Annotated in this window: 13 protein-coding genes; 3 read left to right on the top strand and 10 right to left on the bottom strand. The window is 54.2% G+C overall.

All coding sequences use genetic code 11. The features are described 5' to 3' along the window. Positions 1-67: 67 nt before the first annotated feature. Positions 68-496, bottom strand: coding sequence for a universal stress protein UspG (uspG, locus tag EOS98_RS16050; RefSeq protein WP_000278499.1), 429 nt, complete (start codon positions 494-496; stop codon positions 68-70). 222 nt (positions 497-718) lie between these two features. Here uspG and EOS98_RS16045 point away from each other — a divergent pair, with 222 nt between their 5' ends. Next, the gene (locus EOS98_RS16045; protein WP_126524205.1) at positions 719-1,957 is read left to right on the top strand and encodes a zinc-dependent alcohol dehydrogenase; all 1,239 of its coding nucleotides are present in this window, start codon (positions 719-721) and stop codon (positions 1,955-1,957) included. Positions 1,958-2,039: 82 nt separating this feature from the next. Here the strand turns inward: EOS98_RS16045 and rnk are convergent, their stop codons facing one another. The 9 genes from rnk to citC all read right to left on the bottom strand — a co-directional run bounded on the left by rnk (position 2,040) and on the right by citC (position 10,338). After that, positions 2,040-2,450: a nucleoside diphosphate kinase regulator gene (gene rnk, locus EOS98_RS16040; protein ID WP_000089748.1), complete on the bottom strand. Its 411-nt coding sequence runs from the start codon at positions 2,448-2,450 to the stop codon at positions 2,040-2,042. Between the two features lie 234 nt (positions 2,451-2,684). Beyond that, complete coding sequence (gene rna, locus EOS98_RS16035; protein WP_001529051.1) at positions 2,685-3,491, bottom strand: ribonuclease I; 807 nt, start codon at positions 3,489-3,491, stop codon at positions 2,685-2,687. A gap of 109 nt (positions 3,492-3,600) precedes the next feature. Beyond that, positions 3,601-5,064 (bottom strand): citrate/succinate antiporter CitT, encoded by a 1,464-nt coding sequence (citT, locus tag EOS98_RS16030; RefSeq protein ID WP_000059029.1) that lies wholly within the window; start codon positions 5,062-5,064, stop codon positions 3,601-3,603. 37 nt (positions 5,065-5,101) lie between these two features. Continuing rightward, positions 5,102-5,998, bottom strand: a complete 897-nt coding sequence (gene citG, locus EOS98_RS16025) for a triphosphoribosyl-dephospho-CoA synthase CitG (RefSeq protein WP_000982657.1) — start codon at positions 5,996-5,998, stop codon at positions 5,102-5,104. Then, the gene (gene citX / locus EOS98_RS16020; protein WP_001236063.1) at positions 5,970-6,521 is read right to left on the bottom strand and encodes a citrate lyase holo-[acyl-carrier protein] synthase; all 552 of its coding nucleotides are present in this window, start codon (positions 6,519-6,521) and stop codon (positions 5,970-5,972) included. The genes citG and citX overlap by 29 nt, the downstream gene beginning before the upstream one ends. Before the next feature lie 3 nt (positions 6,522-6,524). Further along, positions 6,525-8,054, bottom strand: a complete 1,530-nt coding sequence (gene citF, locus EOS98_RS16015) for a citrate lyase subunit alpha (RefSeq protein ID WP_000192334.1) — start codon at positions 8,052-8,054, stop codon at positions 6,525-6,527. 9 nt (positions 8,055-8,063) lie between these two features. Beyond that, on the bottom strand, positions 8,064-8,972 hold the full coding sequence (citE, locus tag EOS98_RS16010) for a citrate (pro-3S)-lyase subunit beta (RefSeq protein WP_000622342.1): 909 nt from the start codon (positions 8,970-8,972) through the stop codon (positions 8,064-8,066). Then, positions 8,969-9,265: a citrate lyase acyl carrier protein gene (gene citD / locus EOS98_RS16005; protein ID WP_000700679.1), complete on the bottom strand. Its 297-nt coding sequence runs from the start codon at positions 9,263-9,265 to the stop codon at positions 8,969-8,971. The genes citE and citD overlap by 4 nt, the downstream gene beginning before the upstream one ends. Then, entirely contained in the window at positions 9,262-10,338 is a 1,077-nt protein-coding gene (gene citC / locus EOS98_RS16000; RefSeq protein WP_000467874.1) for a [citrate (pro-3S)-lyase] ligase, read from the bottom strand. Before citC ends, citD begins: the two co-directional genes overlap by 4 nt. A 385-nt stretch (positions 10,339-10,723) precedes the next feature. Between citC and dpiB the strand changes: the two genes are divergently transcribed. Next, positions 10,724-12,385 carry a sensor histidine kinase DpiB gene (gene dpiB, locus EOS98_RS15995; protein ID WP_126524204.1) on the top strand — a complete coding sequence of 554 codons (1,662 nt, stop codon included), beginning with the start codon at positions 10,724-10,726 and terminating at the stop codon, positions 12,383-12,385. Further along, complete coding sequence (dpiA, locus tag EOS98_RS15990) at positions 12,354-13,034, top strand: two-component response regulator DpiA (RefSeq protein ID WP_000138786.1); 681 nt, start codon at positions 12,354-12,356, stop codon at positions 13,032-13,034. Before dpiB ends, dpiA begins: the two co-directional genes overlap by 32 nt. Positions 13,035-13,072 lie beyond the last annotated feature (38 nt).

Below are 13,072 nucleotides of genomic sequence, written 5' to 3'. Positions count from 1 at the left end.
CGATGATGCAGTAAAAAGCCCTGCCAGGCGTGACCTGGCAGGGCGTGTCAGTTTTTAGCCACTAGGGTTAACGCACAACCAATACTGGCAGCGTCGCATGGCGCACCACGCTTGAGGCGTTAGACCCCAACAGGTGTGTCGTGATGGACGGATTACGCGAACCGATTACCACGACATCCGCATCCAGTTCTTCGCCCATCTCATTGACGACATCGCGCACGCTACCAAAGCGAACATGCGTTTTAATTCGTGAAGGATCGATACTGAAGTGTCCCACCATCGTTTGCAGACGCGTTTCCGCCTCATGCTGTAAATGTTCTTCAAAGCGACGCACGTCGGCGGCAAAGCGGTGCAGACTCATGCTCGCGGACCCAGGCAGTACATGCAACAGATGAATGACGCCATCCTGTTGCGCCAGAAACTCAGCGTGGCGAATGGCTTTATCGCTAAGTTCCATTTCAAAAACATCAACCGGCATAATGATTGTCTTATACATACCCGTTACTCCCTGTTAATCAATACTGAATTTATTCAAGCATATAATAATGTTTCTTTCTGCTATTTGTCTGGCAATTTTAAATATTGCGACAACCTGACGTTAAAAAAGTCGTGTATTTTCCAGGAAAAATCCTAAAGCCGCCTGTTTTTCCGGCAGTCTCTCCGGGATAGCTACCCTTTTATAGTCGAACGCAACATTCACCGTTACCCCGGAGGCTGCATGAAAGCATTGACGTATCACGGTCCACATCACGTAAAGGTTGAAAACGTACCCGATCCCGGCATTGAGCAGCCTGACGATATCATTTTGCGTGTTACCGCCACCGCGATTTGCGGATCTGATTTGCATCTCTATCGCGGCAAGATCCCACAGGTAAAACATGGCGATATTTTCGGCCATGAGTTTATGGGCGAGGTGGTGGAAACCGGACATGATGTGAAGAATATTCGAAAAGGGGATCGGGTCGTTATCCCGTTTGTCATTGCCTGTGGTGACTGCTTTTTCTGTCGGCTACAGCAATATTCAGCGTGTGAAAACACTAACGACGGACACGGCGCGGCGATGAATAAAAAACAGATCCCGCCACCGGCGGCGCTGTTTGGGTATAGCCATCTGTATGGCGGCGTTCCCGGCGGACAGGCCGAATATGTTCGCGTGCCAAAAGGTAATGTTGGTCCATTTAAGGTGCCGCCGCTGTTATCTGACGATAAGGCGCTGTTTCTTTCTGATATTTTGCCTACCGACTGGCAGGCGGCAAAAAATGCCCAGATTCAGCAAGGTTCCAGCGTGGCGGTTTTTGGCGCAGGGCCGGTAGGATTACTGACTATCGCCTGTGCGCGACTGCTGGGCGCGGAGCAGATCTTCGTCGTTGATCACCACGCCTGGCGCCTGCGTTTCGCCGAAGAACGTTACGGCGCGATACCGATCAACTTCGATGATGAGAACGATCCGGCGGAAAAAATCATCGAGCAGACGGCAGGACACCGCGGCGTGGACGCGGTAATTGATGCCGTAGGCTTTGAAGCGAAAGGCAGCTTGACGGAGACGGTGCTGACGAACCTTAAACTGGAAGGCAGCAGCGGCAAAGCGCTGCGACAATGTATCGCGGCGGTCAGACGCGGCGGCGTGGTCAGCGTGCCCGGCGTGTATGCCGGTTTTATTCACGGCTTTTTATTCGGCGACGCCTTTGATAAGGGGCTAACTTTTAAAATGGGTCAAACCCATGTTCACGCGTGGCTGGGGGAATTATTACCGCTTATTGAAAAAGGGTTGCTGAAGCCGGAGGAGATTGTCACGCACTATATGCCGTTTGAAGAGGCGGCGCGCGGCTACGAAATTTTCGAAAAACGCGAAGAAGAGTGCCGGAAGGTTATCCTGGTGCCGGGAGCGACGTCGGCACAAGCGGCGCAGAAACAGGCGACGGGAGTAGTCAACCCGATGCCAGGCGGCGTTGTCTGAAGCAGGCAGAAATGAAAGGGCTAACGGAAAGAGGATGCGCAGGCATCCTCTGTGTAAACGCATTAACGCTTATGCAGATGGTTTAACGCAGGAAGTCGCCCGCGGCTTCAGGCTGATATTCGAGTTCCAGCACTTCGAGATGGGTGGAGGCGCCGCCCGGCAGTTCCCAGTGAATGGTGTCGCCGACGCGCAGTCCCAGCAACGCCGCGCCGACGGGCGCCATTACCGAAAGCTGGGTACTGCTATCCGTCATATTGGCGGGGTACACCAGCGTCCGCACGCGTGTTTCACCATCGCTCAAATTGCGGAATTTAACGCGGCTGTTCATGGTGACGACATCGTTCGGCATCTCTTGTGGGGAACACATTTGCGCGCGATCCAGTTCGGCGTTGAGCGCGTCGGCAATCGGCAGATCCGCATACGCAGGCTGTTCCAGAAGACGATCAATACGTTCGGCGTCAAGGTCGTTAATGATAATAGTGGGTCTGGACATTTCTTACTCCATGTCATCGATACTGCGAGTAGTGCAGGTAAATGGTCCCAAAAGAAAACCCTCACCGTCTGGCGGCGAGGGTTTAACTCTCATGATGATACTGAGACTTACCCCGTCTTTGAAGTGATTTAGTTCACATTCGGGTAAATCCTCAAACGTCATAGCCCTGAGTGAATTTTAGTCTACATTCGGGCGTGTTCTCAAATGTGGCTACGGTTTTAAACCTCTGCTTCGTCAATAACCGGCTTTATCGATAATAAACTGTTTCCCGCAGTTGCCGGGATGCGGCTGCGGCTGGAATGAGGCAGAGGAGAGCGGGGCGTTAATCATCGACGCCTTTAATGAAAACTGAATCTCTGTTAAATAGGCGGGATTGCCATGGCAGTTTACTTTAACGGCTTTGACATTATCCTGGCCCCACATTTGTGCGACGACGCTATCAAACTCAGCGCGGCTAACGGTTTTGCCGTAATTATCCGCCAGAAACTGCCCCAGCGCGCTGTCTTTTATCGCCTTATCCAGCCGTATCATGGTGCCGAAATAGGCATTGGGATCAAACCCGAAACAGGCGCCATGTTTGGCATATTCGTAGCGCTCCAGACAGGAATTCCCCCCCGCGCCGGGCATCACTTCCTTAAGCGCTGCCGCGATGTCAGGCGAAAGTCCAGGGGCGGGGGCGGAGCATTTCCGGCTGGCCTTGACTTCAGGCAGATTCGGGATTGGCCGCGTCGCACAACCAAAGCGCTGCCAGCGTCTCTGGTCAACACCGCGTGCGGCGATAGATTTGGGTAATCCTGGCCACAGGCCGTGGACGGTCAGAAAGTCTGCTTTGTTGGCTGGCTCTTTTTGCAGACGGCACTCATCGGGTTCCCGATGGCGGCGTTCATGCTGGCTTTGACAAAAACCGGTTTGCCAGGAAAGCGCCAGCACATAGTCAGTGAAATCACCGTACTGTTGCGCCTGAAGTTCGTCGGCGTTGGCGGCAAAAATCGGGGTTAAGAGGGCAGCCAGCAGCGGACTGTAATGCCATATTGTGTTCATGATGAATTCGATAATTTATACACATTATGAATGTTACCCATTTAATCATAAAAAATGCCGCTCAGGTGAACCTGAACGGCATCATTTTTAACCTGCGTTGGCGTAATGTTTAATTCCACATTGCCAGAATCGGCCAGCCCACCAGCAACAGCATCGCGATATAGATAACGCCAAAGATTGCGCCAAGCCGCCAGTAGTCTCTGGATTTCACGTAACCGCAGCCGTAGATAATCACACCAGGGCCGGTGGCATACGGCGTCAGACAGCCCATGATACCGATAGACAGCACCAGCAGAATACACAGTTGTTCCATCGGAACGCCCGGAATGCCTTTACCCACCGCCAGAATGACCGGCAGCATGGTCGCGGTGTGAGCGGAAAGACTGGCGAACAGATAGTGCGCGAAATAGAACACCAGTACCAGTACAATCACGGTTGCATCCGGCGAGAAACCTTCCAGATGCGTACTCATGGTATTGGCGAACCAGTCAATAAAGCCGGAGCGGGTTAAGCCATTGGCCATGACCACCAGCGTAGCGAGGTTCACCAGGGTGTTCCAGGCGCTGTTGTAGCGCGTAATATCTTTCCACGGCACAACATGCAACGCCAGCATCAGCGAGACGGCCAGCAGACCCACGGCAGTGGCGTTGATGATTTTTCCACCAAAAACCCACAATCCTAAGCTAAGCAGCACCAGGCCAATCAGCGTCCACTCTTTGCGGGACAGACGCCCCATGTTTTTTAACTCGCCGCCAGCCCAGGCCGCGACTTCCGCACTGTGGGTCACTTCAGGTTTATAAAGTACATAGGAGAGCCACGGCGCAACGATCAGTAAAATAATCCCTACCGGCAGAAAGCTGAGAAACCACTGCAGCCAGCTAATCTGGACGCCAGCGATCTTGCTGACGAACTCCAGACCTAATACGTTCGGGGCCGCGCCAGTGACAAACATCGAAGAGCTCAGGCTGGTACTGATCACCATCATCCACATCAAATAACCGCCGATGCGGCGTGCGGAAGGATCGTTTGGAAACGATTTAAACAGCGGCGGCAGGTTCTTGATGACCGGGAAGACAGTCCCGCCGGTACGAGCCGTATTGGAGGGAGTAAACGGCGCCAGCAAAATATCGATAATGACAATCGCATAGCCGAGCGTCAGCGTGCGTTTACCCATGAATTTTACCAGAAACAGCGCAATGCGGCGCCCCAGCCCGGTCACTTCGTAGCCCAGCGCGAAAATAAACGCGCCGAAAACCAGCCAGACCGTGGTGCTGGAGAAACCGGCAAGCCCCCATTTCAGCGCCTGTTTACTGGCTTTAAACGCCGGATCGGCCAGTTCTGAAGCGTCAAATAGCAGGTAATTGCTGCCGATAACGCAAATGGTTACGGCGATAAAACTGATCGCTGTCGCCGGGATCGGCTCCAGGATCATACCGACAATCATCGCGACGAAAACCGCAAAATAGTGCCAGGCCTGCGGCGGCATACCATCTGGAACAGGAATTAGCAACATGACGCCCATCACCACTAATGGGGCCAACAACTTCCATATATTATCTTTGGATAAAGACATAAATGACTCTCCGGAAAGGATATTTTCTATAATTGTGTTAATGATTAACTTGCGAAATTTGCGCTAAAAACCAGGTCACGATCAGCAGATCGGCGCTACCGCCTGGGCTGAGATTGCGTTCAATGCATTGCTGATCGAACCGGTGGAGATAAACGAGATCGTCAGGCGTCCGTATGCCGCCCTGCTGTAATAAGACCGCAGCCTGCTGCTGTAACCAGCGCAGACCGTCCGCCCCGCCGCGCGACGCGACGTTGGTATCGCCGTTAAGCGACATCAGCAGCAGTAAGGTATCAAGCAGCGCCAGCTCCGGATCGCGCCCCTGCGCCAGCAATGCGCGGTAGTGCGGCAACGCGTGGCGGATGACCAGCGGATAGCCCGCTTCCGCTTCACCGCGCGCGCCGGTTAATCCCAGTTGCTGATACAGCCGCTGGCCTGCGGTGAGCTGTAGGTTGTTCTGGCGCAGTTCGCGCGTGGTCAGGCCGCGGCAAAAATCGGCGGCGGTAGCGCAGAGTGTTTCTGCAGCGATCGGCTGGCGTAGCTGATACAGGCGGCCAATGGCGGCGCACAGTAACCCCAGCGAGAAAATGCTGCCTTTATGGGTATTGACGCCCGCCGTTGCGCGAAACATCGCTGCTTCACAGGCCATCCCCAATGGACGCAGGCCCGCCAGAACTGACTCTGGCGGCAGGCGCGTGCAGCTGGCGCCATATTCCATAAAGCGCGGCAGCCAGTGTCGAATCGCCTCCGCGCTGCGGTGAAAATCCGCCAGCGCCATATCTTTGTGCGCGCCGCAGTTTAGTCGGTCTACCAGACCGGGTTTTGGCGATAAATTTACCTCGGTCAGCATGGCGCGCCAGGCCAAATCGGCCCAGGCGTCATACAGCGACTGAGGCTGAATGGAGGCGTTAGTCGGGTTGGCGGGAATCGGCATCATGCAGCAGCGCCTCCATATGAATCAGTAAATCAGTCAGCGCGTGGGTTTTACCCCGCGCGCATTCAGCCGCGCTTTGCCCGCACAGCAGACAGCGGCGAGCGGGAAGCGCGAAATGGCGGCGGGAGAGTATTTCGCCTTCCGCCGTCAGGACATCGATATCCCACAGGCGCCCCAGTGGATAACGCTGTTCAAGTGCGATGGTCGCCTGTTTGAGCGCCTGAGCGGGCGCGTCAATCGCCAGCAGCCCTTCCGGCCCGCTGGCGGAAGCCAGTGCAGCCTGCTCCCGGATGGTCCAGCCATACTCTTCTGCCAGCGTGTGCAGGGCAGTCACGCCGTGATTAAAGATCCGGCGGGTTAACGCGCTGTCTTTTATCGGGCCTGGCGCCACCACGGTAAAGGAGACCAGTGGAGTGGCGTGGCGCGTTAGCCAGGCGCGCTGTCTTGCTTGTCTCTCATCCCGGCTGGCGAGCAGCTCAGGAATAGAAACGTCGTGACAGGTGGCGAGTTCAGGAAACAGGCGCATGGCTTATTCCTTCACCTGATGCACCACATCGATCACTGAACCGTCGCGATAACGCACGACAGCAATCACGCGGTCGGTGAATTCGATAGGGCGGGGCTGACCGGTAAGCAGTTGCGCGCGTTCGCGCAGCCACTCAATCGATACCACTTTCATTCCCGCTGCTTTCAGGCGTTCAGCCAACTCCGGACGCGCCGGATTGACGGCGATACCGTGATCGGTGACCAGAATGTCAACGCTGGAGCCTGGTGTGACGCAGGTGGTGACGTTATCAACCAGCGTTGGGATGCGACCGCGCACCAGCGGCGCGACGATGATGGACAGCGCCGCCGCGACGGCGGTATCGCAGTGACCGCCGGACGCGCCGCGTAGAACGCCGTCGGAGCCGGTCAGCACGTTAACATTGAAGTGGGTGTCTACTTCCAGCGCGCTCAGCACCACCACGTCCAGACGGTCGACGGAAGCACCTTTAGAGCCCCAGTTGGCGTACTGGTTAGCGCTGATTTCGATATGGTTCGGGTTGCGGGCCAAAGATTGCGCAGCGTTACGATCGAAGCTCTGCACGTCAAGCAGTTTGCGGATTAAGCCCTTTTCATGCAGGTCGACCATGGTGGCGGTGATACCGCCCAGCGCGAAATTAGCCACAATGTTGCGGCTACGCATTTTGTCTTCCAGGAAGCGGGTGACCGCCAGCGATGCGCCGCCGGTGCCGGTTTGCAGGGAGAAACCTTCGTTGAAGTAGCCGGAGTGAGCAATGACTTCCGCCGCGCTGCGGGCGATCAGCAGTTCACGCGGATTAGTGGTCATGCGGGTCGCGCCAGCGCCGATTTTGTTTGCATCACCGACTTCTTCGATTTGCACGATCAGATCAACCTGATCCTGAGCGATGCTTGCCGGGTTATGCGGATACGGCAGCAGTTGCTCCGTCAGCATCACGACCTGCTTCGCGCTGTCGGCATCCACCATCGCGTAGCCCAGTGAACCGCAACAGGCTTTGCCGGTATAACCGTTAGCATTACCGAATTCATCGCAGGAGGGCACGCCAAGAAACGCAACATCAATATTGAGTTCGCCGCTTTGTACCAGATGCACACGACCGCCGTGGGAGTGAATCTGAACCGGCTCAGCCAGCAAGCCGCGAGAAATTTCTTCCGCCAGCGGGCCGCGCAGGCCTGACGTGTAGATGCGGCTGACCACCCCGTTACGAATGTGTTCAACCAGCGGCGCATGGCAGTCGCTCAGCGAACTGGAGGCCAGCGTCAGGTTTTTGAAGCCCATCTTCGCGATGGTTTCCATCACCAGGTTAATCGTCAGATCGCCGCCGCGAAACGCGTGGTGAAAGGAGACCGTCATGCCGTCGCGTAAACCGGAACGGCGGATGGCCTCTTCCAGGCTGGCGCACAGTTTGTGGTCGCGCGGTTTTTGCGCTTGTAGATCCAATTTTGCCGCACTTTGGTAAGCACTCAGTTCGCTTTCAGCGTGACGGCTCCAGGCGGCTACGCGATCCTGGCGTTGAGATTCATTTTTCTGCGTCATTTTTTTGCCTTATTCTTCGCGAATACCGGAAAGTTCTGCACGGGAGAGCACCAGACGGGCGCGTTCAATCACCGGGCTGTCGACCATCTTGCCGTTAAGGGAAACGACGCCGAGACCTTCGCGGGCGGCGGCTTCTGCGGCTTCAACGACCAGACGCGCATGGGCGACCTCTTTACGCGTCGGCGCATAAAGGTTGTGCAGCAGTTCTATTTGGCGGGGGTTGATCAGTGACTTACCGTCAAAGCCCAACTGTTTAATGTGGGCGGCTTCTTGCAGGAAACCGGCTTCGTTGTTGGCGTCGGAATAGACGGTATCGAAGGCCTGAATGCCGGCGGAACGCGCGGCCTGCAAAATGGCGCAGCGGGCGAACAGCAGTTCGGTGCCTTCCGGAGAGCGTTCGGTGCGCAGGTTGCGAACATAGTCTTCCGCGCCCAGCGCAATCCCGATCAACCGTTCAGAGGCGTGGGCGATTTCTACCGCGCGGGTAATACCCAGCGGCGATTCCACGGCGGCTAACAGGCCGGTACTGCCCGGTTCGCGACCGCAGGCGTTTTCAATGCGCAGAATTTCGTTTTCGATATCAATGACGTCCTGCGCGGTGTCGGTTTTCGGTAAACGCACCACGTCCGCGCCGCCGCGCACGACCGCTTCCAGATCGTTGACGCCCCATTCGGAGTCCAGCGCATTCACGCGGACAATGGTTTCGACGTCACGGTAAAGCGGGTGTTGCAGCGCGTGATATACCAGACGGCGCGCCGCGTCTTTTTCGCGTAATGCAACGGAGTCTTCCAGGTCGAACATCAGCGCGTCGGCCGGGTAGATAAACGAATTGCTCACCATCGCCGCGTTGGCGCCCGGTACGAATAACATACTGCGGCGGGTGCGGGTTTTACGTTGTTGCAGAGAGGCGGAAATCATTGGCGATCCTCCCAGGGCAGAGCGGCAATACCGCTGGCGCGCGCCAGTAGCGTTTCCAGTCGGGCGCGCAAAATGCAGTCCAGAGCGCCTTTATCATCGACGTTCAGTTGTACGCCGCGCACGTCGTAGCGAGAAAGCACCTCCAGGATGGTGGCGCGAATGGCCTCGCCAAACTGTTTTTCAACGCTACTGTTGATTTGCAGGTCAATATCCTGCGTATCGAGCGGCGCAATGCGTATCATCACATCGCCGGACTCAAGCGTGCCTGCGACGGCTAGCTGGTTTATTTTCATTTTTCACCTGTTGCTAATACGGGGGACTTTTGACGGGCTGCCGCGCTGCCCGGATGGCGTTCGACCATGCCCTGCAAATAGCGCAGGGTGGCGTCGGGAACCAGCGGCGCGATAGCCGTGAGATCGTGTTTAACCAGCAGCTTGCGTACCCAGGAGGCGGATATCGGCGTCTCCTGGAAGCAAAGCCGCTCTATTTCCACCAGCGTAATGGGTGGGGCGGGAAGCGTTGGCGTCTCCAGCCAGAAACGCATATCAAGGTTGTACTGGGCAGTAACGGTGCAAAACGGCTCCGTACCGACAAAGCGGTGTGTGATGCCAAGCGCGGGCGCCAGATACTGGCGGAAAATCTTCAGGTCGATTTCGGTATAACAGTGATTAATAACGCTCTGCTCTTTAATGAAATAGCAGGGGAACGTCGCACGAGAAATAATGTATTCGGAGCCGCGGTGAACGGTTAAGCGCGGGATATCGGTGGTCCCTTTAAGGACCAGATCGAGTCGGTCTTCATAGGGAAAGCGTGATGTATCTTCTTTGACCAGGAACAGATGCAGCCAGTCGCACTGTGCCGCCGCCTGTTGGATCAGATAGCGATGGCCGTTCGTGAAAGGATTGGCGTTCATCACAATACAGCCAATTTTCTTTCCCTCATGACGCAATGTCGCCAGCGATTCCGCATACCGTTTCAACCGGGTCGCGCTATTTTCCATTAAGACCATCACGCCAGGGACGCTGGCTATCGTCGAAAAGCTGCACTGTTTAAACAGCGCTTCGTATTCCGTTTTGGTATAAATAAAAAGATGGGTGCAGTGCCGTTCCCAGGCGAGATTAATCAATTCCGTCGCCAGCGTTAACGCTAAGCCTTCGCCGCGTACTGATTCGCTAATGGCCACACATTTAATGATATTTCCGGCAATACCGCCGCAGGCAATAAGACGGTCATCACGGCTGACGGTAATAAACACTTCTACAGTGGTATCGACGCTTAAATCATTCTCTTTGAGAAAGTGAGCGATCTCCGCCATTTTTTTATTTTCAGAGCGTTTTACCCGAGTGAATACATTATTGCCAAACATAGTAAGAAATATCCTGGTGATATGCTTGTTGCCACTTTTCTGTATATGTTGCGCTGTGTTGCAACTTGATAACTTTTTCTTTTCAGTCAGAGTGGGAGTATTTTTATGACGAGTTATTTATTTTTTCTCACTGACGTATACATCGTAAGGAGTATTTTGGTGGTAAATTTTGATTTATTTCACAAAGCGTTAGATGGTTTTTAAGTGTTTTATGGTTTTAAGTTTTTTAATTAATTTAATCGCCATTCCGGCGGTGGGTTTTAGTTGTTTAATTGATTTAATGTGGGGAATCTGTAACGATTGGTTTTTATATGCTCCAAGATGCTGAAAACATTTTTATTACATTTGCGATAAATCTGAAGATAAATGCCAATAAGGAACCTTAATGTCCTATCAGAAAAATAAAAAGCTGTTTCCTTTTTTTCGGCAACTCGCGTTTCCGTTACGTATTTTTCTGCTCATTCTGGTGGTTTCTGTTTTCATCGTGGCAGCGTTAGCACAATATTTGTCTGCCAGTTTCGAAGATTATCTGGCGTCCCATGTTCGTGATATGGCGATGAATCAGGCAAAAATTATTGCTTCTAACGACAGCATTATCGCTGCCGTAAAAAACCGGGACTATAAACGCCTGGCGATAATTGCGAATAAACTGCAGCGCGGGACGGATTTTGACTATGTGGTGATAGGCGATCGCCACTCGATCCGGCTTTACCATCCGAATCCGGAAAAAATCGGCTATCCCATGCAGTTTACGAAACCCGGCGCGCTGGAAAGAGGAGAAAGTTATTTCATTACCGGTAAGGGCTCAATAGGGATGGCGATGCGCGCCAAAACGCCTATCTTTGACAACGAAGGCAACGTGATCGGCGTTGTTTCAATTGGCTATCTGGTCAGTAAAATCGACTCCTGGCGGCTGGACTTCTTATTACCGATGGCGGGGGTTTTTGTCCTGTTGCTGGTGGTATTAATGCTGCTTTCCTGGTTTTTCGCCGCGCATATCCGCCGACAAATGCTGGGCATGGAGCCGAAACAGATTGCGCGCGTGGTACGCCAGCAGGAGGCGTTATTTAGCTCGGTTTATGAAGGGCTGATCGCCGTTGATCCGGAGGGACATATCACCGCGATTAACCGCAGTGCGAGAAAAATGTTGGGGCTGTCGTCGCCGGGGCGTCAGTGGCTGGGCAAGCTGATAGCGGAAGTCGTCAATCCGGCAGACTTTTTTACCTGCCAGATCGCAGAAAGACGCCAGGACGTGATGGCCAACTTCAATGGCCTGAGCGTCATCGCCAATCGTGAGGCTATCCGTTCCGGCGAGGAGCTGCTGGGCGCTATTATTAGTTTTCGCAGCAAAGATGAAATCGCGACGTTGAACGCGCAGTTAACCCAGATTAAACAGTATGTTGAGAGCCTGCGCACGCTACGCCATGAGCACCTGAACTGGATGTCGACTCTGAACGGCCTGCTGCAAATGAAAGAGTATGATCGGGTCAGAGAGATGGTGCAGGGCGAATCGCAGGCGCAGCAGCAACTTATTGATAGTTTACGCGGCGCCTTCGCCGATCGTCAGGTAGCCGGTTTGCTGTTTGGCAAAGTTCAGCGCGCGCGTGAACTGGGGCTCAAGATGGTGATTGTTCCCGGCAGTCAGCTACATCAACTGCCGGAGGGGCTGGATAGCACGGAATTCGCCGCCATCGTCGGGAATCTGCTGGATAACGCGTTTGAGGCGAGTTTGCGTACACAGGAAGGCGACAATACCATCGAACTTTTCCTGAGCGACGAGGGCGACGAGGTGGTAATAGAGGTCGCCGACCAGGGCTGCGGCGTTCCTGAAGCGCTGCGGGAAAAAATTTTTGAACAGGGCGTAAGTACCCGAACTGACGAACCCGGTGAGCATGGTATCGGGTTATATCTGATTGCAAGTTATGTGGGGCGCTGTGGCGGGGTCATTACGCTGGAAGACAATGATCCTTGTGGCACCTTATTTTCTTTATTCCTTCCGAAAGTGAAAAAAAACGATGACAGAACCATTAACCCTATTGATCGTTGAGGATGAAACGCTGCTGGCGGAAATGCACGCAGAATATATCCGCCATATTCCTGGCTTTAACCAGATATGGCTGGCGGGCAATCTGGCGCAGGCGAGAATGATGATTGACCGGTTCAAACCTGGATTAATTCTGTTAGATAATTATCTGCCGGATGGGAAGGGGATTACGCTGCTGCATGAATTAATGCAGTCGCGCTATCCCGGCGGCGTCGTGTTTACGACCGCCGCCAGTGACATGGAGACGGTAGCGGAAGCGGTACGTAGCGGCGCGTTTGATTATCTGGTCAAACCTATTGCTTATGAACGTTTGGGACAGACGCTGACCCGCTATCAACAGCGCAGACGTATGCTGGCGAGCGCGGATAGCGCAAGCCAGAAGCAGATAGATGAAATGTTCAACGCCTATGCGCGCGGCGAACCGAAAGGGGATTTGCCGACCGGTATTGATGCCTTAACCCTTAATGCGGTGATGAAGCTGTTTGCCGATCCAACCGTACGCCATACGGCTGAAACGGTCGCGCAGGCCTTAACGATAAGCCGCACCACATCCCGACGCTACCTGGAATATTGCGCGAGTCGGCACCTGATTGTCGCAGAGATTATTCATGGCAAAGTGGGCAGGCCGCAGCGTATTTACCACGGCGGCTAAGCCTGGTTTAAGATGCAGGGGCGATGTTTTCCCTCGCC

This window comes from Salmonella sp. SSDFZ69, assembly GCF_004010755.1.
Lineage (GTDB): Bacteria > Pseudomonadota > Gammaproteobacteria > Enterobacterales > Enterobacteriaceae > Salmonella > Salmonella enterica.
Note: the sequence above shows the minus strand (reverse complement) of the source record. Positions and strands in the feature narration are given on the sequence as shown.

Coding starts and splice junctions, on each gene's coding strand:
- uspG (WP_000278499.1), bottom strand. CDS start 496: ATGTATAAGACAATCATTATGCCGGTTGATGTTTTTGAAATGGAACTT.
- EOS98_RS16045 (WP_126524205.1), top strand. CDS start 719: ATGAAAGCATTGACGTATCACGGTCCACATCACGTAAAGGTTGAAAAC.
- rnk (WP_000089748.1), bottom strand. CDS start 2,450: ATGTCCAGACCCACTATTATCATTAACGACCTTGACGCCGAACGTATT.
- rna (WP_001529051.1), bottom strand. CDS start 3,491: ATGAACACAATATGGCATTACAGTCCGCTGCTGGCTGCCCTCTTAACC.
- citT (WP_000059029.1), bottom strand. CDS start 5,064: ATGTCTTTATCCAAAGATAATATATGGAAGTTGTTGGCCCCATTAGTG.
- citG (WP_000982657.1), bottom strand. CDS start 5,998: ATGATGCCGATTCCCGCCAACCCGACTAACGCCTCCATTCAGCCTCAG.
- citX (WP_001236063.1), bottom strand. CDS start 6,521: ATGCGCCTGTTTCCTGAACTCGCCACCTGTCACGACGTTTCTATTCCT.
- citF (WP_000192334.1), bottom strand. CDS start 8,054: ATGACGCAGAAAAATGAATCTCAACGCCAGGATCGCGTAGCCGCCTGG.
- citE (WP_000622342.1), bottom strand. CDS start 8,972: ATGATTTCCGCCTCTCTGCAACAACGTAAAACCCGCACCCGCCGCAGT.
- citD (WP_000700679.1), bottom strand. CDS start 9,265: ATGAAAATAAACCAGCTAGCCGTCGCAGGCACGCTTGAGTCCGGCGAT.
- citC (WP_000467874.1), bottom strand. CDS start 10,338: ATGTTTGGCAATAATGTATTCACTCGGGTAAAACGCTCTGAAAATAAA.
- dpiB (WP_126524204.1), top strand. CDS start 10,724: ATGTCCTATCAGAAAAATAAAAAGCTGTTTCCTTTTTTTCGGCAACTC.
- dpiA (WP_000138786.1), top strand. CDS start 12,354: ATGACAGAACCATTAACCCTATTGATCGTTGAGGATGAAACGCTGCTG.